This window comes from uncultured Maribacter sp., from assembly GCF_963975365.1.
In the GTDB taxonomy this organism is placed as follows: Bacteria; Bacteroidota; Bacteroidia; order Flavobacteriales; family Flavobacteriaceae; genus Maribacter.
The window spans coordinates 16,002-38,235 of record NZ_CAXBGF010000019.1 but is presented as its reverse complement, the minus strand read 5'-3'; the positions used below and the strand labels follow the sequence as shown (position 1 = coordinate 38,235).

Here is a 22,234-nt window from a genome sequence, read left to right as displayed (position 1 = left end):
TATTTCCTGCATTTTAATACTTGATATAGTACTTTTTATTATATTTAATAGATTCCTCATTTCAATAAAGCGAATAAATACGTAGTAACGATAGCTAGGTATTTGCTTAATTTATTTACCACATCAAAACTATTGAATATGAGAACTTTGTCACCTTCTACTTCGTTTAGTACCAATGCACTACTCAATAAACTAGCAAGACCTTTAAATTTATTTTACCTCCTGTTTCTTTGCTCAACAGGTATTGTACTTGGTCAAGATTATGAGACTACAGGATTATCAGATAATTGGGAAGACCCAACCGCTTGGACATGTATAGGTGGTGGCTGTAACAAAAATCCATATCCAAACAATAACATTTCAAATACTACAATAACTATAAAGCACAATATTAATTACTACTCCAATAACCCAATAAAGCTTGGTAGAAATGGTAATTTATTGGTCATAAACAATGCTGTTTTGATTACCGCAAGTAATATTAACGTTGATGTGGAAGGCTTATTATCTGCCAATCAAGGACAAATTATCATTGGACCGGGCGTACTTAATAATTCTGGACGTATTGAATTGATCAATGCCATACTTACCAAGGATGGGAATGTAGTAAACGATTCTGAAATGGCACTTTCAAATGCCTGTGTAAACCTAACGGATGGTAATTTTGTAAATAATAATATCTTAACTGGGTCTGGTGGTATTAAAACTTTAAATGGTAATATTAACAACTTTGGAACTTGGGCTATTGATATTATTTATTTTTATAGTCGTAATGGAAGTGGATTACTAGGTGCTTTAAGCACTATAGACGAAGTGGATGAAAGGTGTGAATGTGCCCTAATCAATTGTGATATTTTACCCGGATACCCCCCTAATTCAAAGGTAAATAAGCTTATTGGTTCTGCCTTGACCTCCTTATCCAACAATTATGACCCCAATGAACCAGTAAATGAATTTATTTATACCTTAAATGCAGAAGGAGATGTACTTATAGAAATTGTAATTCAATCTGGTCAATATAGTGGTGTTGTTTCCCTTTTAGGTACCTTCAATATATTTCCAGGAGATTTTATTTCAGATGTTTATGACCCCGACGATGATGAACGAGTTATTACCGTTTTTTTTCCGATTTTACGGTTACCGGATTTAAACCCTCATACAAATCTAATCAATCAAGTATATGAAGTTTCCCGACCTTTACCAAATACCGGATTGATTCCTAGTCAAGGAGATACTGCACAAAATTCTAAAATCGCTCGATTGGGTTGGAACCTATCCGGAAAAGATGTTAAAATAGGAGTCATTTCCGACAGTTATGATCGTATTAGCGGTGTTCAAAGTTCTTTGGGAGCTGCTGTAGTTCGTGATATTGACAATGGAGATCTACCCAGTGGAGCAAATTCTGTAACAGTATTACAAGATTATCCGTTGGGTGCCGCTAGCGATGAAGGAAGGGCAATGCTACAGATTCTTCACGACGTAGCTCCCGAGGCTGAATTATATTTTACCACTGGCTTTGTTTCCGAAGGTAATATGGCTGCCGGAATAGCCGAATTGGTAGACGCAGGTTGTGATATAATCGTTGACGACCTTACCTACATGAAAGGCCCTTTTTACCGTGATGGTATAGTAGCGGATGCCGTTAATGAAGCTACTTCTCTGGGAGTCTCTTATTTTTCTTCGGCAGGTAACTTTGGAAATAGATCTTACGAAGCCAATTTCAGCGCTTCTGCGTCGCCAAATGGAATACGCCACGATTTTGGTGGCGGTAATTCTTTACAGCAATTGCAATTGGAACCCGGTCAATATATCATTGCCTTACAATGGGACGATGATTTTTACTCCTTGGGTTCATTGACAGGTGCCCAAAACGATTTTGATATTTATTTGGCAAACGACAATGGCAGTATACTCTACGGATTCAATAGAAACAATCTTGGTGCGGACCCGGTTGAGATTATGCCATTTGTAGTCGTAAACCCTACAACCACCAATTTGGTCATTGAAAGGGCCTCAGGTATTGGCACGCCTGTACCGTTCAAATACGTGGTATTTAGGACGGGTAACGATGGTAATTTTGCAGCCGTCCCTGAAGCGAACGCATCAACCGTGGTAGGCCATGCCAATTCAGAAGGTGCTATAACCGTAGGCGCTGTTCGTTATGACAATTCGCCTGCCTATGGCGGTAGCCTTTTAGCACAACAATCTTCCTCAAGAGGCGGAACCTTCACCAGTGGCATAAAAAGAAACAAACCTGATATTATGGCACCTACAGGTGGTGATACGTCCGTTGATTTAGGTGCACCCGATTATGACAATAATTCATTTCCCAATTTCTTCGGTACTTCTGCTTCTGCGCCACATGCCGCAGGATTGGCCGCATTGGTCATCGAAGCAAAAAGTAAATTTATCGATCCGTCGAATACCAATCCTGATTTAGCTATACGAAAACTTATAACAGATAACAGTATCGATATGGGAGCTGCCGGATTTGATTTTACCAACGGATTCGGATTTGTATCGGCAGATAATACCATTGGTGCTTTTTCAAATCCGTTGCCAAATCTCATCAGATTCAATTTAGAAAATTTGGATACGGAAAATTCGAGCCCTGGTGACATTCCTTTTGATTTGATATTGGAAGGAGATTATTTTAATGAAAGTTCAGTCGTGATTTTTAGAGGGGAGGAATTAGAGACTACCTTTATAGACTCAAGTACTTTAATTGCTACCATACCTGAATTTATTGGAAATCCTCCTATATATGTTTTCACCCCTTCAGGACCCCTTACCAATGGATCGGATGGTGGCGACTCAGAAACCTTAACGTTTGAAGATATTCCGATTACCGATGTCATCATAAAAGGAGATTCCTTTGAAAGGCGTTATGGTGAATCAAATCCTGAATTGACGTTTACAACATTTGTTGGTGAAACTGAAACTCCCCTAGCCCCTAATCTTTTGGAATTGCTTTTACCTTCCGTAACGATAAATACCCAAGCTGTACCAGGTTCCAACACGGGTCTATATGCTGTAAACATAGAATTGTCGGAAATAAACGTGGGCCTTGAGGAACTGTATAGTTTTACGGTAGAACCTGGAGTTTTAAATATCGTTCCCATGCCGGTGACCATTCAACCACAAGCCTTGGAACCTATTATATATGGGGATGCCTTACCAGAAGTAACCTTTGAATACTTTTATGGCGACCAAGGCGAGGCAAATGTGGTCGTTGATAACCAAGTTGCAGCAACCTTTGCCGTTAACCATGTAAATGCCCTTTCACTCGTCAACGGACTATCCTTAGTTAACGGACTATCCTTGGTCAATGGGGTTTCCTTAGTAAACGGGGAACCAACCATTAATGGATTATCGCTTGTAAATAAAACATTCTTTGTGTCTGAAAGTACAATGGATCAATCCAACACAATCATTGAAAATGGCTTATCCTTGGTCAATGGAACCGGACAGGAAAAGTTAGTGAATTTTGGAGCGGATCTCTTTGCCCCCACCTCTATTGAAAACAATGGTCTATCCTCTATTACTAATGGACTTTCACTGGTGAACGGACTTTCTTTGGTGAATGGTCTTTCCTTAGTGAATGGATTATCATTGGTGAACGGACTTTCCTTGGTCAATGGATTGTCTTTGGTCAATGGATTGTCTTTGGTCAATGGTTTATCCTTGGTCAATGGTTTATCCTTGGTTAATGGGCAACCTTTACCCAATTCAGATTCTGATAAAATTTTAAACGCCTTCGATAACATTCTTGTCATTGTAAATGTAAATGATGCAACTAGCGAAGAAAACATAGACCCTATAGATATTAAACCTATAAATGTCATTACTGGCTTGGATGCCGGAACGCAATACATTATTCCAGGTGGATTCATAGATAGTAATTTTGAAATCAATTATCGTCCAACTCCTATTGAAATACTACCCGCAGAACTTTCGGTTACTACTGGGGATGCTTCCATTACCTACGGAGATGAAATTCCAGAATTTTCCGGAACACTAAACGGCCTTCAATTAGGGGATACAGCTACTGAGGTCTTTCCCGATGGACTTATTTATTCCGTAGACTGTAGTACTTGTAGTGTTACGGAGGGGCCCTATGTAATTAACGCAGCATCGGAAACAAATAGTACTAATTATAACATCACTTACATAAATACCGGTCTTTTGACTGTAATTCCTTTTAATGTTACCATTAGCGCAAACGACGCTACCATACTCTATGGTCAACTAGAACCCCTATTCACTGCATCTGTATTTCCTGAAATACTTCCTTATGAAGAAACGATACAAAATGTGCTTGGTGATTTTACATATACCCCCAACACCGGTTGTACGGATGCTGAGATAATTGAGATAATTTCATCGTCACCCAATACCAATTACAACATAACCCTTGAAAATGGCGCACTTGCAATTTCTGCGACTGAGCTTGATATTAGTATTGGAACTCGTATTATAAACGAGGGTGATTCCATTCCTACTAACTTTGATACAACGACTACCGGATTAGTTTGTGATGACCAAGCACCGGTGTTTACTGCATTTGTTGTAAGAAATCAAAATGGTACTGTCGTTAGTGGGGTTCTTGCACCAGGTGAATATTCGGTATCGGCTGATATTTCTAATTTGCAGGGCTACGAAAACTATGATGTTAATGTACAACCCGGAACGTTATTTGTTTCCCCAATAGTGGGTTGTAATGAACGTATTAAGGCATCTGATATTTGCAAATCACCAGCTACGCTTATCAATTATCCTCAAATCACGACTAAATTGCGTTTTGAGTATACGAACTCTTTAAGCGTACCTGTATTTATCAGCAATGGTCAAAACAACATTTTGAAAGGTAACGCCTTTTTTGTTGGAGACTTACCTGAGGTCTTTCTACCTGGAGTGCATACATTTGAAATTTATACGGATGGCCGAAGATTACAATGGGAAGTCATTAGTAATGGCTGTAGCAGCCCATCAAAATCGGCCAACGGTTCTAATGCAAACCCCTGCGAGGCAACAACCCTGTTAGTGGACATGTCCTCTTTTAGCAATGATGACATTGAGTCCCAACCGACATCGACTGTGTATCCAAACCCGGTTTCCAATTATGTGACTTTACAGCTAAAAGAAAGCATTGAAGCCACTCAACTTGGTGTATTCAATGAAACAGGTCAACTTTTACTTTCAAGGAATATATCTCCCGTGGAAGGTGAAAATATCCAAATAGACCTTACTTCGTTTGAAAAAGGGATTTTATTTTTCCGCTTAGAAAACGAAGGTGAAGCCAGCTACATAAAAGTATTGAAGAATTAGTCATTTCTTTAAAAAAAATATAGGCCCAAGTTGGACCTATATTTTTAAAGTCATTTTTGAGTATTACATAAAAGTTAGTACCTTAACTCTTTCCTATGGTACGGGATTTTGTCTTTCAATCCATTAACACTATCCAAACAAATAAAACTTTACAAGTATTCGGCATATGACTAAAAAAGAAGCTACCAAAACACATAAATCAGGTAAAAATCATATTTCTAAAAAATATGCAGAATATTTTAATTAATAAAAGGTGAAAGTTCGCACACCGAAGAACTTGTAGATTATTGTTAGGGAAGTATCAATTATGTTTTTAGCCTTATAAGGGCTTCTGAAATAAAGGCGGGTCTTATTATTTCATTCTATGGTATATTACTGAATATAATCTATAGTAATATGGTAACGGTTTTACAGAAAGACAATAACTCATGGTTGCTATATGCACTAATTGTTTCTTGGGTTATATGTACCATTATTTCCTTCTACTATAGTATTCGTTGTTTTATTCCAAAAATCGAAGATAAATACGACCGAAATATTTTCTTTTTTGGAGATATCATTTCAAAGTTTGGAACCATTAGGGAGTTTTCACAGACTTTTTATAATATAAGTTTAACCGAAGAAGAACACTTTGACCATTTAGGCCAACAGATTTTCATTTACTCTAAAATATCCGCTTATAAATTTAAATGTATCAACTACGCCATTCGCTTTTTGGCCAAAAGGCTGGCAATACTTTTTTTAGCAATTATTTGTTATTTGGTTACTGAGTTAATATTGAAATAAGTTAAACACTTATTTTATTAATTCAACCGTATTTCAATTTAAAACCATGAGAAATAAATATAGCTCACCTAGTAAACGATATCAATGCTATAGGTTTAAAGAATCGTTTTTAGTAATTTTATAGCTTCAAACTACACACATGACTATTACTCAATTACAATACGTACTTGCGGTTGCAGAATACAAGAATTTCACCCTTGCGGCTGAAAAAAGTTTTGTAACACAACCTACATTGAGTATGCAGGTTCAAAAACTTGAAGATGAACTTGACATTCTATTATTTGACCGTAGCAAAAAACCTATTACTATTACAGAAGTTGGAAAAAAAATAGTTGCACAAGCTAAAAACATAGTCAATGAAGCGGCCAGAATCAAGGACATTGTAGAACAAGAAAAAGGTTACATAGGTGGCGATTATGTGTTAGGCATAATACCGACGATTATGCCTACACTTTTACCAATGTTTCTTAAAACCTTTATACAGAAATATCCGAAAGTAAATCTTATAATTAAAGAACAGAATACTGAAAATCTTATTCAAAATATACAGGACGGTCATTTAGATGCAGCCATTGCTGCAACACCACTAGAGGTTGATTTTATTAAAGAACGACCCTTATATTATGAACCATTTGTAGGTTATGTTCCAAAAGAACATCGCTTAGGAAATAGTACCCAAATTACCCCTGAAGATTTAGATATTGAGGATATTTTACTTCTACAAGACGGACACTGTTTTAGAGAAGGTGTTTTGAATTTATGCAAGACCCCTAAAGTAGGTGGTGATCATTTTAGTTTACAAAGTGGAAGTTTTGAAACTCTTATTAACCTATCTAATGAAGGATTGGGAATGACCCTTCTACCCTATTTGAATACCATAGAACTTGATGACACCAAAAAAAAGAACCTAAAATATTTTAAGGATCCATCACCTGCAAGGGAAGTAAGCTTAATCTATCATAAAAAGGAACTTAAGGTTCAGATAACCGAAGCGCTCAAAGATGTGATTACTAGTGTTGTTCGTGGCGCGATAGCTTTTCAAGATGTAAAAATAATAAGTCCGTTGAACAAATAAAATTTTATTGTTTCATAAACCAGTATAAACAGCCCTCAATACTTATGGAAGGATAAGATGGCGATAGTGTCAAAATATTGTGTTCATTTTTGAAATCAGTGCTGTATCCTAAGGTATCTTTCTTCTCATCAGTCATGAAATACAAATAAAGTTCATTTTCTTTTATTTGATAATCACCTCATTGGTTTGTCTCTTTATTGAAATCGGTTGTATTATAACTACCGTCATTATCAAAAATATATCGAAATCCTTAATTTATATCTTGCCATTCGGTTGACCCACCTGGGCTTATATATGTTTCTTTCATTAACCATTCACCAAGGATACTGGTATCGTCGATTGGTAAATTATTGGTTTTATTCTCACTCTCAAAACCTAGTAAGAATATTAGAAAAATGGAAAGAGAAAATTTGATGACCATCTTTTTATTTATATTAAGATGCCAAAATTATCTAATGGTTGCTTACTAAAAAGAGCCACTAATAAGTGGCTCTTTTTTATGCTTTTAAATAAATTAAACTTTGCTGTAATTCTGGTTTATCTGTTATAAAATTTTCTAACCAAACTTTTAATTCTTCTACCTCATCTGGTAGTAATGTCAAGAGGGCTTTTTTTAACTCCTTGCAAAAAAGAAGGGTATCAAAACTCACTTTTTTAAGTACTGTTTTACTATACTCAAGCATTGAATTTGCCATGAACTATATTGATTAAGTGGTTGTTCGATAAAGGTAAGCAGAAATGCAGATTGAATATTGTATACAAAAAGTTAAAATAATCCCATTCATGTTAAAATTAAGAATTGTACAAAGACTATAGTTTTGTACTTTAGAAGTCATGAAAAAAATAGTTTTAATAATTGCTATTTTCATAGCACTCTATGCTTGTAGTTCAAAGAAATCCATTATTTCAAAACAACTGACTAGTAACCTCTCTTCATCTTTTTATAAAAATCAATTTACCGGAGTTTTGGTAATGGATGCTAAAACAAAAGACACTATTTACAATCAAGACAGCCATAAATACTTTATACCTGCCAGTAATACAAAAATTTTCACGCTTTTTGCCGCCTTAAAAACTTTACCGAAAAAAGCACCGACACTACGATATTTAAATATTAATGACACCCTTTATTTTGAAGGAACTGGAGACCCTTCTTTTTTACATCCCTATTTAAAAGATTCTACGGCATTCCATTTTCTAAAAAACAAAAGTAACCTTGTGTTTGTTTCTGGGAACTTTCAAGATGAAAAATATGGTACAGGTTGGGCTTGGGACGATTATCAATGGTATTATTCTCCCGAACGAAATGCCTTACCTATCAATGGAAATGTGGTACTATCCTATAAAAATACTAAACTGGTGGTATCCCCTGCTTATTTTAAAGACAGTGTTATAGAAATTTTACATAAAAACAATAGAAATGAATCTTCAAATATTTTCTATTATCCACCTCAATCTACAGACACCATAGAAACCCCTTTTATTTCAAGTCTACAAACCACAACTTCTATCTTAGAGCAAGCATTGGGTAAAAAAATTTCAACAACTGTACTTATGCCTTTAAGAAACAAAAAGACCCTATACGGTATTGAAATGGATTCGATCTATAAAAGAATGATGCATGAGAGCGACAATTTTATTGCTGAACAGCTTTTGTTTATGGCAGCTTCTGAATTAAAAGATACATTGAACAGTAACTTAATTAGAACACATATCTTGGAAAATGAGTTGCAAGATCTAGCACAACTTCCTAGATGGGTCGATGGGTCTGGACTATCGCGTTATAATCTTTTTACTCCACAAAATATGGTGAATGTGCTAGATAAGCTCTATACAATGCTTCCACAAGAACGCCTATTCTCTATTTTTCCTACAGGTGGTTTATCCGGTACCTTAAAAAATAGATTTTCCGGAGAAGAAAAGCCATACATCTATGCTAAGTCTGGCAGTTTAAGTAATAATTATTGTTTAAGTGGGTACCTGCTAACCAAATCTGGTAAGACACTAATTTTTAGTTTTATGAATAATCATTTTAGAGAATCACTATCAGATGAAAGATCACGCCTTGAACAAATGTTACAAACTTTACGAGACAACTATTAACTACGGGACTTTTGTTGAAACGTGTTTTGCGTATTTCTCTTTAAGCAGTTGAATCTTAGGTGAAATATGTGTCTTACAAAACGGTTTTTCTGTATCGTTGAAATAATAATTAATAAATTTTTCTTTGGATGATTTAAACTGACCAAAGGTAAGAATAGACGTAATTATAAGGGTACTGAACTCTTTTTGAAGTTCGGTAATGATTGATTTTAAGAAATCTTCATCTTGCATCTTAAAATAATATACTGCAGAACGATATTTGTGACGCATAGAATGGTTTTGACTACTTTGATGCGTGTCTAAATGAATAGCCACCAAATCTTTCAACTCAATTAAATTTGAATTGTAATGAACAATAACGGCTTCTGACAAATTATCAATATCTCCTTCTGGTGCTATGAAACCCTGATCTACTTCCACTACACCTTTAAGCGCCATAAAAACTGCTTCGGTACACCAATGGCAGCCACCGCCAAATCCAATTTTACGCATATTTCGCATACCCTTCTGTCGAACAAAATAACTTAAACTAACGCATTCAATTTTGCATATTGTAGCAACATAATGGTTTTTGAATCATTAATATCACCTGTAGTAATCATATCCATAGCCTTTTCGAAATCCAGTTCTAAAACCTCAATATTCTCCGTTTCATTTTCGGCACCACCACCTTCGCTTACTTTCATGCTTTCATCATACTCACCAACGAATAAATAGAGTATCTCGGTTACAGAGCCAGGTGACATATAGGTTTGCATCACTTTTTTAACGTTACTGATTTTATACCCTGTTTCTTCCTCGGTTTCTTTACGTACGCAATCTGCAGGATCATCACCATCTAAAAGTCCGGCACAAACTTCAATCATCATACCATCATCATTACCATTTACATAAGTCGGCATTCTAAATTGTTTGGTCAGAACTACACTACCCTTTTTGGTATTATAAAGCAGAATGGCTGCACCATTACCACGGTCATACGCCTCTCTTTGTTGGGTTTCCCAAGAACCATCTGGTCTCTGGTATTCAAAGGTGTATTTATTAAGCGTGTACCAGTTATCGGATAAAATTTCTCTCATAATATTTTTTACTTTTTTGTTGGGCATCTGTAATTTCATTTATTTTAAAACTACTCTTTTATTAGAAAGTGCTAGCTAAATCGTAATCAACACGTATTAACCGATCTTAATACGATGTCATTGTAATATATGTTGCTCTAGGCCGTGCTTTTCAACAAACCAAGATACAAACTACCAAAATTATAGGTCCTACAAAGTTAACGCCGCTGATAAATAATTGAATAATAACAACTTAATTAACAATTCAACTTTAAAATCGTAACTTAAATTTTCAAAACCAAACCAATGAAATTATCAAATTTATTTTTTTGTAGCTCAGTAATAAGTATCCTAATATGTACTGCATGCTCTGGTCCAAAAAAAGACGTCGCAACATTACTCATATATGGGGGCCCCATTTACACTGTTGATTCGGTTCAAACATTAGTGGAAGCCGTAGTTACGAAAGATAGTATTATACTTTTTGCCGGAAAACTTGAAGAAGCCGAAAAATACAAAAACGAACAAACCCAAATCATCGATTTAGAAGGTAAAACTATGAGCCCTGGTTTAATAGAAGGGCATGGCCACTTTATGGGATTGGGCAATGCTGAACTAGAAATTGATTTGCTCAATACAACAAGCTATCAAGAACTTATAGATATCGTTGCAGAAGCAGTAAAAAAGGCGGAACCAGGTGAATGGATAATTGGAGGAGGCTGGCACCAAAGCAAATGGGATTCATTACCAGTAGATGCTGTAAATGGATTTCAAACACATGACTTGTTAAGTGCCGTAACACCAAATAACCCTGTATATCTATTTCATGCTAGTGGTCATGCAGGTTTTGCAAATGCCAAGGCAATGGAAATTGCCGGTTTACAAGTATTATCAAAAGAAGGAATTGATAAATTTGAGATTGAAGGCGGAGAGGTTATACGAGATAAGACAGGACAACCTACAGGTATTTTCAATGAACGCGCACAAAATTTAATCTATGAACACATTCCACAAGACTCACCTGAAAAAAAAGCCAAAGCTTTTGACCTGGCTGTAGCGGCTTGCCATAGAAATGGTATAACAAGCTTTCATGATGCTGGTATTGGAAGCCAAACCTTAAAATTTTATGAAAATGCTAAGGCAGCGAAAAAAATGAACGTACGTATATACGCTATGCTTCGAGGTGGTGATAAAGACTTATTAAATGAATGGTATAAAAAAGGACCTTTTATTGACCCAGACAATCGCTTGACCATCCGATCTATAAAATTAAGCTGCGATGGTGCCTTAGGGTCTCGTGGTGCGTGGTTGTTAGATTCCTATACCGACCGACCAGGACATTTCGGACATGAAACCTTACCCATGGAAATGGTTCAAGAAACTGCCTTAAATGGTTTGAGAAACGGTTTTCAAGTTTGCTCACATGCCATTGGTGATCGTGCCAATAAAGAAATTTTAGACCGTTACGAAGCTGCCTTTGTAGAATTACCGAATTTGAAAACGGATCACAGGTTTCGAATAGAACATGCTCAACATTTACACCCTGATGATATACCTCGTTTTGCAGAACTAGGTGTAATACCAGCAATGCAAGCTGTACACTTATCTTCGGATAGACCTTGGGCTATTGATCGTTTAGGTGAAAAACGAATTAAAGAAGGTGCATATATGTGGCAAGACCTTTTAAAAAGCGGCATACCTATTATCAACGGTACCGACGTTCCCGTAGAGCCCCTAAATCCGATTGCGAGTTTGTATGCCAGTGTAAGCCGTAAAACTCTAAAGGGTACTCCAGAAGGTGGTTATGAACCTGAACAAAAAATGACCAGGGAACAAGCTTTAAAATCTTACACCCTAGATGCTGCTTATGGGGCTTTCGAAGAAAACATTAAAGGCTCTATTACTGCTGGGAAATTAGCCGACTTTACTATTTATAATCAAGATATTATGACTATACCCGAAGAAGAATTCTTAAAAACAGAAATCGCCATGACCATTTTTAATGGCAATGTTGTTTATAAGAAAAGTGAATAAGTTAAGTTTATCCCAAACTCCACTTATTTCCAACTTCAGATAGCGGTTTACAAGGTTCGTATTTGCCTGGTATTGGGTCGTAACTAAGTATGTTTTCACCTATTTCCTCTGAAGTAAAATAGGCCCAAATAGCCATAGATTTCATTGACCTGTAAAAACCGATGGTTTCTTGAGGACCTACTCCCGTACCCCAAACTCCCGAACCAAATTTGCCCGAACTCTTTTCGGCCTCGTTCAACACCTCAGTTTTATGGGCTTCGCTTAAATTATAGAAAACATCTCTATATCTTGATTTACAATTTTCATTAAAAGCTGCTATTTCAGCTCTCATGCTATCTTGCCCTTCTTTATCGTAAGTTTTAGCAATTACCTTATCGATGAAGATATCAGATTTTACATCCAATCCTCCTGGTGTATCTGTTCTTGGTAAAATTATGTCAATCAAAGCAGCAATTGTTTTGGCCTCTGCCTCGGTAAAGAACAAAGGTTCCCAATCTAATCTATTCTCCGATTTACAAGATTCAAATAACGAAAGCATGGAAGGCATCAAAATCGTTGCTCCTGCAAAAAGTCCTGTTTTTCGTAACGCTTTTCTTCTGTCCATAGCTTAGATATTTATTTTTTTTAATTCAGATACCGCATGGTTTGCTGCTCTTGCCGTTAATGCCATATAGGTCAATGAAGGATTCACACAAGATGATGATGTCATACAAGCACCATCGGTTACAAATACATTCTTAGCAGCATGCACCTGATTAAATTCATTCAATACAGATGTTTTAGGATCACGACCCATTCGTGCGGTACCCATTTCATGAACACCATATCCTGGTGGATGCTCATTATCAAAGCCCAAAACATCTTTAACACCGGCTTTTGTTAGCATTTCTACAGCATCTTCCTGTATTTGTTTGTTCAATGCTTTCTCATTGGCTTTAAACTCTGCATCAATGGTTAATGTTGGTTGTCCCCATTTATCCAGTACATTCGAATTCAACGAAATTTTATTATCGTGGTAAGGTAAACATTCCGCAAATCCTGTGATAAACATTTCCCATCCACCAGGCTTTAAAATACTATCCTTATAATCTGCACCGAAGGCTTCAATATTAGCAGGATTTCCACCTCTGTAAGCACCACCTTGATAACCGAAACCACGTAAGAATTTATCTGATTTACTTTTCTCATCAATATTTACATATCTAGGAATGTAAATTCCGTTTGGTCTTCTTCCTTTATAATATTTATCCTCAAAGCCGTCAACTTTACCTATCGCTCCCACTCTATATGTGTGATCCATAAGGTTATGTCCTAACTCACCACTATCATTACCTAATCCGTTTTCAAATCGGTTAGATTTAGAATTCATTAAAATTTGTGTCGTACTTAAAGTAGAGGCGTTTACAAAAATAATTTTAGCTGAATATTCTATAGCTTCGCTTGTTTCTGAGTCTATTATTCGAACTCCTGTAACTCTTTCTTTTGTTTCATCATAAATCAACGATTGCACTATAGAATAAGGACGTATGGTTAGATTTCCAGTAGCATTTGCCGGAGGCAAGGTTACCGCATTACTACTAAAGTATGCTCCGTAAGGGCATCCCCTACTACATCTATTTCTATTTTGGCATTGGCCTCTACCATTATGTGGTTGGGTTAAGTGAGCTACCCTGCCAATAATCATATTTCTACCTGCAAACTGTTCTTCAATTCTACTTTTTACATGTTTTTCAACACAGTTCAATTCCATTGGCGGTAAAAAATGACTGTCTGGTAATTGTGGTAATCCTAATGCTTCACCACTTATACCTGCAAATTTCTCTACATAGGTATACCAAGGTTCAATGTCTTTATACCGAATAGGCCAATCTACTCCATGACCATCTTTTGCATTTGCTTCAAAATCTAAATCGCTCCACCGGTAGGTTTGTTTACCCCATAAAAGCGATTTACCTCCCATTTGGTGCCCACGTAACCATAAAAATGGCTTCTCTTCGGTATATGGATTTGCAGCATCATCTGCCCAAAAATGCTCTGTATCTGTACCAATCCATCCAGAACGAATTGCTTTATAATGTTTTTCCTTTTGGTCAGGCGTTAAACCACCTCTGAGGTCCATATCCCAAGGATCTAGATTCATGGTAGGATAATCTACTACATGCTCTACAATTGGTCCGCGTTCTAACACTAAAGTTTTTAATCCCTTTTCACAAAGCTCCTTCGCTGCCCATCCGCCACTAATTCCGGATCCAATCACTATGGAATCATAGGTCATGTCCTTTTTAGCATCAATATTAAAATTTGCCATTATACCTGTTGAGTTGATTTCATTACCTAAGTTAGGTATTTATATAGATTTAACAATAGTTGGAAAAGAAATCAATTGTTTTACCAAATTATGATAATGAAAAAAAAAATGAAGTAGATTATTGTAAATGATACACTATTAGCATGCTACTTTATATTTAATTCATAAAAGTATATCTAATTAGTTCTCGAAAACCTTTTCGTAAAAGTAATGTAGTAATCTTGTTCTGTTTACACATTGATAGCTTATAAGGTACTTTCTAGCTAAAAATATTGTACTACACCAATACTTTTTTTACCTTTTCATACAAAAACTAAATACATTTCAAATTTGAAACAATATTACTTTTACGCCATATTGATTATTCTATTCACGTCATCGTGCAAAGAAGACATAGTGTCTAATACCAAGAAGCAATTACCTAGAATTGCCATTGCGGGCTTAGGTATTGAAAGTAGTACTTTCTCTCCCGCTCTTTCTACGGAAGAAGCCTTTCATGCTAAAATTGGGGATTCGGTATTTACTCGATATCCATTTCTACAAGTAGATTCCGTAAATAGAAATAGAGCAGAATGGATACCTACCTTAGTAGGTAAATCGCTTCCTGGAGGAACAGTCACAAGAGAAGCGTATGAATCTCTTGTTTCTAAAAGTTTAAAAATGTTAGAAGAAAACAAACCTTATGATGGACTTTTCTTCGATATTCATGGTGCAATGAGTGTTGTTGGACTAGATGATCCCGAGGGTGATTTAATTGAACGTATACGAGCAGTTATTGGTACTGATGTACTTATTTCTACCTCTATGGATTTACATGGGAATGTTTCGGAACGATTGGCTAAACATACCGATTTAATTACTTGTTACCGTATGGCACCGCATGAAGATGCCATAGAATCCAAAAAGAGAGCAGTTACCAATTTAATTGAACGCTTAGAAAACGGAAAAAGAAAACCGGCTTATAAAGCATGGATACCTGTCCCTATTTTATTGCCAGGCGAAAAAACAAGTACTCGAATTGAACCTGGTAAAAGTCTCTACGCAAAAGTACCTAAGGTTGCCAATCAAGAAGGGATTATCGATGCTGCTATCTGGATTGGATATGCATGGGCCGACGAACCAAGAAACCATGCCGTTGTTATGGTCACTGGCGATGATAAGGAACAAGTTGAAAAAGGTGCCAAGAAATTGGCACAAAACTTTTGGGACGTTCGAAAGCAATTTGAATTTGTTGCCCCGACTACTACCTTAGATGAGTGTTTAAAATTAGCCTTGGACAGTGATAAAAAACCTTATTTGATAAGTGATATGGGTGACAACCCTACAGCAGGTGGTGCTGGTGATGTCACTTGGACGTTAAAAGAATTACTTGCAAGACCTGAATTTAAATCTGAAAAAGGAAAATCATTGATCTATGCCTCAATACCTGGCCCAGAATTTGTTGCTAAAGCCCTTGAAATAGGAGTTGGTGGAAAAATTAAAGCGGAAGCAGGCGCGGCCGTCGATAATAGATTTGCAGAACCATTGATGCTAGATGGAACCATTACCGCTATTAAAGAAGGTGATGTTAATGCCGAGGTAGAAGTTGTTGTTAAGGTAGGTAATATTGATGTTATTGTTACCAAGAAAAGAAAACCATATCACCATTTGAGTGACTTTACAAACCTAGAATTAAACCCTAAAGAGACGAATATAGTTGTTGTTAAAATTGGCTATTTAGTACCCGAACTATACGATATGCGGGGCGATTGGACTATGGCGCTTACCCCAGGAGGTGTTGATCAAGACTTGAATCGTTTAGGATACAAAAGAATCAATAGACCTATGTTTCCTTTAGATGTAGATATGGAAAACCCTGATTTATCGGTACGATGGATACCGTCTTCGGATTCTAATTAATAATTATACCGTAATAGCCTTATTCAAATAACGCCTAAAGGGTAGCATTTCTTTGTACACTTCAATTAATTTTTCATCGAAATTTTCTTTGAAAGTAAGTTTTGTTGAAAAGGTTGTTTCAACTCCGAAAGTTTTATTTCGAAGCAATTCTATATGCTTGTGGTCATTAGCAAACCCTTTAGGAGAATTGGTCAATTTTACATCTTCATATAGTCCGCCAAACAGATTTTGGAAGGACTTTTTATTTAGAATTTTCTGAAGCTCTTCACCATCGAAGTCGATAGCCTCGCGAACGCTTCGTAAAACATTGGGTTCTGGTCGCCAGAGTCCACCTGCGAAAATGCAACTATCAATTCCTAGCTCAAAATAGAAATCTGCTGACTTTGGTTTCTTATCAAACCCGGCTCCAAAATGATCTTTATACACAGGTTTGTTAGGATGAAACATGAGATTATTATTAATACGGTTAATTCCCTTTTTACCGGGTGTATCATAATATTCATCATCTATGGATAATAGTCTATTATTCATACTATTTAACCAATCTATATATTCATCGCGAACCTGTTTATACCATTTGCGATTGGCATCCATCCATTCTTTAGAATTGTTTTTTTGAAGTTCTTTAAGGAAGGCTATTTGGTTTTTGAAGTTCATATTTATCAAGTTCAAACCCAAGTGTAAAGCTCAAATTCAACTATTTATTTTTGAATTTGAGCTTTACACTTGAACTCGCTTTTAAGTTATTTTTTAAAATTTTCTAAAATCGATTATCTCCTCCAACAATATCTCCTAAAGTACCCAGTATACTGCCTTCGCCTTTATCTTTTCCTCCTCTTGGTATTGAGGCTAACACACGGCCAGCCAAACGACTAAAGGGCAATGATTGAATATATACGGTACCTGGGCCACGTAAGGTTGCAAAGAACAAACCTTCTCCACCGAATACGGTATTTCTAATACCTCCTACAAATTCAATGTCGTAATCTACATCTTTGGTAAACCCTACAATACAGCCGGTATCTACTTTTAAGACTTCACCAGGACCCAATGTCTTTTTCGCCAAAGTACCACCTGCATGAATAAAGGTCATGCCATCACCTTCTAATTTTTGCATGATGAATCCCTCACCACCAAATAAGCCACGACCCAATTTCCTTGAAAATTCAATACCTACGGAAACACCCTTAGCAGCACATAAAAAGGCATCCTTCTGACAAATAAAACGTCCACCCATCTCAGACAAATCAATAGGAAGAATTTTACCAGGGTAAGGGGAAGCAAAACTCACTTTTTTCTTCCCCTGACCAATATTTAAAAATGCGGTCATAAACAAACTTTCACCAGTTAGCATACGTTTACCAGCAGAAAATATTTTACCTAAAACACTATTATCTTGATTGCTACCATCACCAAAAATGGTATTCATTTTAACATCGGTATCCATCATCATAAAGCTACCTGCTTCGGCAACGACTGCCTCTTGTGGGTCTAGCTCTATTTCTACATATTGCATTTCTTCTCCAAAAATCTCGTAATCTATTTCGTGTGCGTTCATTTTTATTTTTTATTGATCGATGTTTATTAGTAATATGGAGTATATGAATTGTTACATTTAATTAAAATATTTTCTGAAAAAATCGTTCACTTTAAAACACATTAGAAGTATATGTTGATAAATTCAATTGCACTATTTATTTATTTATAAAATACAATCTTTAAACTACTTTTTCAGCCTTACCGTCCACTCAAAATCAAAGGTACTTACCACTACTCCATCTTCATTTACACCTACAGATTTCATCCAAATGGTTTGTCCTTCTCCGGTAGCAATAGTATTATCTAAAGCTTCTTTAATAAATTTCCCATCTTCACAGGTAAACGTAATTTTACCGGTGGCTTTTTTCGAGAAATTAGCTTTGTTATTGGCCACCAACATCGAAATTTTCTTACCCGTTGCCTCTATTTGATCTATCATCATAGCGCCTGTTGCCAATTCTGCCGCCATACCCTGAACTGCCCAAAACATGGAATTAAACGGATTCTGATTGATCCATCTATGCCGTACTGTCACGACAGCCTTATTTTTATCCAATGTTTTTAAACGCACTCCGCACCACCATGCTGCAGGTAGTTTAAAAAAAGAGAACATATTGAATTTACTAGCGGTTACAGCCATATTATCTTTAATTTTTGATAAAAATAGCTATTATTTACAGCATACTAAAATGTTAAAATATTGTTAAATATTAGTACTATGTGTTACATAGTACCTTTTTTTAGACATATATTTGCATAGGAAGTTAATAGGTTATCAACGTAATTAGCTTTTACATAGTAATAAAATCAATCATCATCAATATCGAACCAATCATGACAGAATCTGTAACAAAGCACGAAAGAAACCTCTCAGCACTTATACATGCGAGTACGTTTTCAAAATTCTTTATCCCATTTGGGAATTTCATAATTCCTCTTGTATTATGGACAGCAAACAAGAAAGAATATGAATTTGTAGATCACAATGGTAAACAGGCCTTAAACTTTCAAATTAGCCTTCTACTCTACTCTATTCTAGTAGGTATGATCAGTATACCTTTTTTCTTAGGTGGGTTAATTCCTAACATTTTCGACTTTGATCACTTTGGTTTTTCCAACCTTCAGAATTTCAATTTTGTTGACTTCCATTTTAATAGTGATGATTTCTTTGGTCCTTGGATGATACCCGTCGCATTACTTGGCCTTGCCCAATCAGCATTATTCATCGTTAATATAGTCTACACCATTTTAGCGACTATTAAGACAAATGAAGGCGAACATTTCGAATATCCATTAACTATTAAATTCATTAAATAATGAGCCTATTTAAAATAGTAATAATTATAACTCTTGTGTTAGTATCAAATATACTTAAGGGTCAAGAGACAGAAAACGAAGAACTTTACGATACCATAATCGAATTAGATAAAACTTATTTCACGGCGTATAATGAGTGCGATATGAAAACACAAAGTGAATTATACGATGAAGATATTGAGTTTTATCATGATATGGGAGGGTTAGCAACTGACAAAGTTGAGCTTTTAAAAAGTATAGAGAAAAATATTTGTGGTAAAGTAACACGAACCTTAATTGAAGAGAGCGTAGAGGTTCATCCTATAAAAGATTTTGGTGCTGTTCAAATAGGCATGCACAAATTTTATAATAATCAAGAACCTAATGCCATATCGAAGCCATCAAAATTTATTGTTATTTGGAAAAAGACAGACAGTAAATGGCTAATGAGCAGGGTAATCAGTTTACATTAAAAGCAGGGTATTCATCAAACCCTTAAGAGTTTATTAATCAATCAAAAAATCAATCAGGATGTTTATTCATCGAACAAAAAACGAACAGTTAACCTATGCAGACAACAGACACCATGGAGCAAACCCCTCCACAAAGGGGACTGCATAAAAAGCAAAAAGACATTATGAATGTAGAAAACACAAAAGCGCAAATGCGAAAAGGGGTTTTGGAGTATTGCATCCTGTCCATCTTAAACGGACATGATAAATATGCTTCTGAAATCTTGGAGACGCTAAAGGATGCAAAAATGCTAGTAGTTGAAGGTACTATATACCCACTACTAACACGGTTAAAGAATGCAGGTCTTCTAAACTACCGTTGGGAAGAATCGACTTCTGGACCACCAAGAAAATACTATACCTTAACCGAGACCGGTAAGCTTTTTCTTAAAGAATTAGACACCACTTGGGATGAATTGAGAAAAGCCACCAACCTGGTAACCAACACAAAAAACAGCTAATCATGAACAAGACAGTAAATATAAACTTAGCAAACATGCTCTTCCATATAGATGAAGAGGCATATAATAAAATGGGCAAATACTTAGAATCGGTTAAACGATCATTTGCCAATACACCAGGTAGTGATGAAATTATTGCCGATATAGAAGCTCGAATTGCCGAACTTTTTCATGACAAATTAGAAAATGAAAGACAGGTAATTACTCAAAAAGAGGTTGATGAAGTCATCACCATTATGGGGCAACCCGAAGATTATATGGTTGATGAGGACATCTTTGAAGATGAGCCAAAAGCAAAATCTTCTACTAGGAAGGATAGCGTCAAAAAACTATATAGAGATACGGAGAAAAAATACGTAGCAGGAGTTTCTTCTGGTTTAGCGCACTACTTCGGTATTGATTCTTTATGGATTCGTTTACTGTGGATTTTCTTAACCATTTTCACTTGGGGTGGTTTCATATTCATTTACGGATTATTATGGATTCTAATCCCAGAAGCGAAGACTACGGCCCAAAAATTAGATATGAGCGGTGAAACGGTTAATATTAGTAATATTGAGCGTAAAGTAAAAGAGGGTTTTGATGACGTTGCGGATCGTGTAAAAAGTGTTGACTACGAAAAAGTAGGCAATACCGTCAAAAAAGGAGGTAAAACCATATTCGACACCTTTGGAGATATTGTCATGTTTCTTTTCAAAATATTTGGCAAATTCATTGGTATTCTATTGGTAATTATTGGAGCATCTACTTTAATAGGATTGTTCGTTGGTCTGTTCACCGTTGGTATACTAGACGTTATACATGTACCTGGCATCGATTTCTATAATGTAGTTAACTCTACAGACCTGCCAATTTGGGTAGTTTCGTTATTAGCCTTTTTCGCAGTAGGTATTCCGTTTTTCTTCTTAATGTACTTAGGATTAAAAATATTGGTCAACAACTTGAAGTCTATCGGTAATATTGCAAAATTCTCACTTTTGGGTCTTTGGTTGATTTCTGTAATTCTATTAATCGTCTTCGGTATACGAGAGGCTGCCTCTCATGCCTATACAGGTAGTACTTCTGTAGAAAATGAAATTACCGGTATAATAGCTTCAGATACCTTACAGATTAGACTTGTTGCGACCGATGAATATGATTATGAAAAAGATATGCATATGGGTGACACCTTTATATCTTATGATGAAGATGGAAATAAGGTTTTGGTATCTGATGATGTTAGATTCCGTATTCGTAAATCACAAGACTCTTTAGTTCGTATTCAAGTACGTAGAGAAGCTGATGGACCATCGAACAGAGAAGCAAAAGTTATAGCTGAACAGATTATTTATGAGTATGATGTCAAAGGCAACACTATTTCTTTGAACGATTATTTAACCACACAAGGACCGAAATTTAAAGATCAAGAAGTCCGTGTCAATATATTTCTTCCGGTAGGTACTATTCTTACTTATGAGCAAGCGAGTAGTAGAAATTGGATTACTACCATGACTACCGATAAGGAAGTTGATAATCTTGAAGGGTATACTTGGAAAATGGCCAACAATGGTGAACTACAGTGCTTAGATTGCCCCGAATCTATGAATAGGGCTGATGACGATGATAGCGAAAATCGCATAAAAATCAATGGAAAAGGTATTGATATTAACATTAACGGTAATGGGGAAAAGGGTAAAATTAAAATCAATGAAAACGGTATTGATATCGATGTCAATGATAATGGTGAGTCCTTTAAAATGAAGTTAGACGAGAACGGCGTAAAAATCGACGCTAACGATAGTATCAACTAATTACAGTTCATATACCAAAATCTACAATTGAGTAATTATTAATCG

General features: G+C 35.9%; 19 protein-coding genes. 10 read left to right on the top strand and 9 right to left on the bottom strand.

Going from position 1 to position 22,234, the window contains the following annotated elements; all coding sequences use genetic code 11:
* The first annotated feature begins 138 nt into the window (after positions 1–138).
* From AACZ49_RS16820 to AACZ49_RS16810, 3 genes are all read left to right on the top strand, one after another.
* Positions 139–5,328 carry an MBG domain-containing protein gene (locus AACZ49_RS16820; protein ID WP_339657239.1) on the top strand — a complete coding sequence of 1,730 codons (5,190 nt, stop codon included), beginning with the start codon at positions 139–141 and terminating at the stop codon, positions 5,326–5,328.
* Between the two features lie 396 nt (positions 5,329–5,724).
* Positions 5,725–6,114 (top strand): Pycsar system effector family protein, encoded by a 390-nt coding sequence (locus AACZ49_RS16815; protein WP_339657238.1) that lies wholly within the window; start codon positions 5,725–5,727, stop codon positions 6,112–6,114.
* A 139-nt stretch (positions 6,115–6,253) separates the two neighbouring features.
* Complete coding sequence (locus AACZ49_RS16810; RefSeq protein ID WP_339657237.1) at positions 6,254–7,189, top strand: LysR substrate-binding domain-containing protein; 936 nt, start codon at positions 6,254–6,256, stop codon at positions 7,187–7,189.
* Positions 7,190–7,439: 250 nt separating this feature from the next.
* Here the strand turns inward: AACZ49_RS16810 and AACZ49_RS16805 are convergent, their stop codons facing one another.
* On the bottom strand, positions 7,440–7,610 hold the full coding sequence (locus tag AACZ49_RS16805; protein ID WP_339657236.1) for a hypothetical protein: 171 nt from the start codon (positions 7,608–7,610) through the stop codon (positions 7,440–7,442).
* A gap of 76 nt (positions 7,611–7,686) precedes the next feature.
* On the bottom strand, positions 7,687–7,884 hold the full coding sequence (locus AACZ49_RS16800) for a hypothetical protein (protein WP_339657235.1): 198 nt from the start codon (positions 7,882–7,884) through the stop codon (positions 7,687–7,689).
* Positions 7,885–8,023: 139 nt separating this feature from the next.
* On the opposite strand from AACZ49_RS16800, the gene AACZ49_RS16795 reads away from it, so the two are divergent.
* The gene (locus AACZ49_RS16795; RefSeq protein ID WP_339657234.1) at positions 8,024–9,292 is read left to right on the top strand and encodes a D-alanyl-D-alanine carboxypeptidase; all 1,269 of its coding nucleotides are present in this window, start codon (positions 8,024–8,026) and stop codon (positions 9,290–9,292) included.
* Here the strand turns inward: AACZ49_RS16795 and AACZ49_RS16790 are convergent, their stop codons facing one another.
* Together AACZ49_RS16790 and nudK are read right to left on the bottom strand one after the other, a co-directional pair.
* Positions 9,293–9,784: a peptide-methionine (S)-S-oxide reductase gene (locus AACZ49_RS16790; RefSeq protein ID WP_339657232.1), complete on the bottom strand. Its 492-nt coding sequence runs from the start codon at positions 9,782–9,784 to the stop codon at positions 9,293–9,295. It lies immediately after the preceding gene.
* 32 nt (positions 9,785–9,816) lie between these two features.
* A complete protein-coding gene (gene nudK, locus AACZ49_RS16785; protein WP_339657231.1) occupies positions 9,817–10,398 on the bottom strand; it encodes a GDP-mannose pyrophosphatase NudK in 582 nt (193 codons plus the stop codon).
* Between the two features lie 258 nt (positions 10,399–10,656).
* On the opposite strand from nudK, the gene AACZ49_RS16780 reads away from it, so the two are divergent.
* Positions 10,657–12,384, top strand: coding sequence for an amidohydrolase (locus AACZ49_RS16780; protein WP_339657230.1), 1,728 nt, complete (start codon positions 10,657–10,659; stop codon positions 12,382–12,384).
* A gap of 7 nt (positions 12,385–12,391) precedes the next feature.
* Here AACZ49_RS16780 and AACZ49_RS16775 read toward each other — a convergent pair whose 3' ends face one another.
* Both AACZ49_RS16775 and AACZ49_RS16770 read right to left on the bottom strand, forming a co-directional pair.
* Positions 12,392–12,988: a gluconate 2-dehydrogenase subunit 3 family protein gene (locus AACZ49_RS16775; protein WP_339657228.1), complete on the bottom strand. Its 597-nt coding sequence runs from the start codon at positions 12,986–12,988 to the stop codon at positions 12,392–12,394.
* A 3-nt stretch (positions 12,989–12,991) separates the two neighbouring features.
* Positions 12,992–14,692 carry a GMC family oxidoreductase gene (locus AACZ49_RS16770; protein WP_339657227.1) on the bottom strand — a complete coding sequence of 567 codons (1,701 nt, stop codon included), beginning with the start codon at positions 14,690–14,692 and terminating at the stop codon, positions 12,992–12,994.
* A 321-nt stretch (positions 14,693–15,013) separates the two neighbouring features.
* Between AACZ49_RS16770 and AACZ49_RS16765 the strand changes: the two genes are divergently transcribed.
* Complete coding sequence (locus AACZ49_RS16765) at positions 15,014–16,591, top strand: M81 family metallopeptidase (protein ID WP_339657256.1); 1,578 nt, start codon at positions 15,014–15,016, stop codon at positions 16,589–16,591.
* 3 nt (positions 16,592–16,594) lie between these two features.
* Here AACZ49_RS16765 and AACZ49_RS16760 read toward each other — a convergent pair whose 3' ends face one another.
* The 3 genes from AACZ49_RS16760 to AACZ49_RS16750 form a co-directional block, all read right to left on the bottom strand.
* A complete protein-coding gene (locus AACZ49_RS16760; RefSeq protein ID WP_339657226.1) occupies positions 16,595–17,248 on the bottom strand; it encodes a DUF2461 domain-containing protein in 654 nt (217 codons plus the stop codon).
* A 103-nt stretch (positions 17,249–17,351) separates the two neighbouring features.
* The gene (locus AACZ49_RS16755; protein WP_339657225.1) at positions 17,352–18,149 is read right to left on the bottom strand and encodes a TIGR00266 family protein; all 798 of its coding nucleotides are present in this window, start codon (positions 18,147–18,149) and stop codon (positions 17,352–17,354) included.
* Between the two features lie 165 nt (positions 18,150–18,314).
* Positions 18,315–18,770: a DUF4442 domain-containing protein gene (locus AACZ49_RS16750; protein WP_339657224.1), complete on the bottom strand. Its 456-nt coding sequence runs from the start codon at positions 18,768–18,770 to the stop codon at positions 18,315–18,317.
* Positions 18,771–18,964: 194 nt separating this feature from the next.
* Here AACZ49_RS16750 and AACZ49_RS16745 point away from each other — a divergent pair, with 194 nt between their 5' ends.
* From AACZ49_RS16745 to AACZ49_RS16730, 4 genes are all read left to right on the top strand, one after another.
* Positions 18,965–19,447 carry a DUF4870 domain-containing protein gene (locus AACZ49_RS16745; RefSeq protein ID WP_339657222.1) on the top strand — a complete coding sequence of 161 codons (483 nt, stop codon included), beginning with the start codon at positions 18,965–18,967 and terminating at the stop codon, positions 19,445–19,447.
* Positions 19,447–19,899: a nuclear transport factor 2 family protein gene (locus tag AACZ49_RS16740; RefSeq protein WP_339657220.1), complete on the top strand. Its 453-nt coding sequence runs from the start codon at positions 19,447–19,449 to the stop codon at positions 19,897–19,899. Before AACZ49_RS16745 ends, AACZ49_RS16740 begins: the two co-directional genes overlap by 1 nt.
* A 164-nt stretch (positions 19,900–20,063) precedes the next feature.
* A complete protein-coding gene (locus AACZ49_RS16735) occupies positions 20,064–20,399 on the top strand; it encodes a PadR family transcriptional regulator (RefSeq protein ID WP_068484071.1) in 336 nt (111 codons plus the stop codon).
* Between the two features lie 2 nt (positions 20,400–20,401).
* A complete protein-coding gene (locus AACZ49_RS16730; RefSeq protein WP_339657219.1) occupies positions 20,402–22,189 on the top strand; it encodes a PspC domain-containing protein in 1,788 nt (595 codons plus the stop codon).
* Positions 22,190–22,234 lie beyond the last annotated feature (45 nt).

Bases quoted from the DNA above. Each gene is read 5' to 3' on its own strand.
- AACZ49_RS16820 (WP_339657239.1), top strand. From the start codon at position 139: ATGAGAACTTTGTCACCTTCTACTTCGTTTAGTACCAATGCACTACTC.
- AACZ49_RS16815 (WP_339657238.1), top strand. From the start codon at position 5,725: ATGGTAACGGTTTTACAGAAAGACAATAACTCATGGTTGCTATATGCA.
- AACZ49_RS16810 (WP_339657237.1), top strand. From the start codon at position 6,254: ATGACTATTACTCAATTACAATACGTACTTGCGGTTGCAGAATACAAG.
- AACZ49_RS16805 (WP_339657236.1), bottom strand. From the start codon at position 7,610: ATGGTCATCAAATTTTCTCTTTCCATTTTTCTAATATTCTTACTAGGT.
- AACZ49_RS16800 (WP_339657235.1), bottom strand. From the start codon at position 7,884: ATGGCAAATTCAATGCTTGAGTATAGTAAAACAGTACTTAAAAAAGTG.
- AACZ49_RS16795 (WP_339657234.1), top strand. From the start codon at position 8,024: ATGAAAAAAATAGTTTTAATAATTGCTATTTTCATAGCACTCTATGCT.
- AACZ49_RS16790 (WP_339657232.1), bottom strand. From the start codon at position 9,784: ATGCGTAAAATTGGATTTGGCGGTGGCTGCCATTGGTGTACCGAAGCA.
- nudK (WP_339657231.1), bottom strand. From the start codon at position 10,398: ATGCCCAACAAAAAAGTAAAAAATATTATGAGAGAAATTTTATCCGAT.
- AACZ49_RS16780 (WP_339657230.1), top strand. From the start codon at position 10,657: ATGAAATTATCAAATTTATTTTTTTGTAGCTCAGTAATAAGTATCCTA.
- AACZ49_RS16775 (WP_339657228.1), bottom strand. From the start codon at position 12,988: ATGGACAGAAGAAAAGCGTTACGAAAAACAGGACTTTTTGCAGGAGCA.
- AACZ49_RS16770 (WP_339657227.1), bottom strand. From the start codon at position 14,692: ATGGCAAATTTTAATATTGATGCTAAAAAGGACATGACCTATGATTCC.
- AACZ49_RS16760 (WP_339657226.1), bottom strand. From the start codon at position 17,248: ATGAACTTCAAAAACCAAATAGCCTTCCTTAAAGAACTTCAAAAAAAC.
- AACZ49_RS16755 (WP_339657225.1), bottom strand. From the start codon at position 18,149: ATGAACGCACACGAAATAGATTACGAGATTTTTGGAGAAGAAATGCAA.
- AACZ49_RS16750 (WP_339657224.1), bottom strand. From the start codon at position 18,770: ATGGCTGTAACCGCTAGTAAATTCAATATGTTCTCTTTTTTTAAACTA.
- AACZ49_RS16745 (WP_339657222.1), top strand. From the start codon at position 18,965: ATGACAGAATCTGTAACAAAGCACGAAAGAAACCTCTCAGCACTTATA.
- AACZ49_RS16740 (WP_339657220.1), top strand. From the start codon at position 19,447: ATGAGCCTATTTAAAATAGTAATAATTATAACTCTTGTGTTAGTATCA.
- AACZ49_RS16735 (WP_068484071.1), top strand. From the start codon at position 20,064: ATGAATGTAGAAAACACAAAAGCGCAAATGCGAAAAGGGGTTTTGGAG.
- AACZ49_RS16730 (WP_339657219.1), top strand. From the start codon at position 20,402: ATGAACAAGACAGTAAATATAAACTTAGCAAACATGCTCTTCCATATA.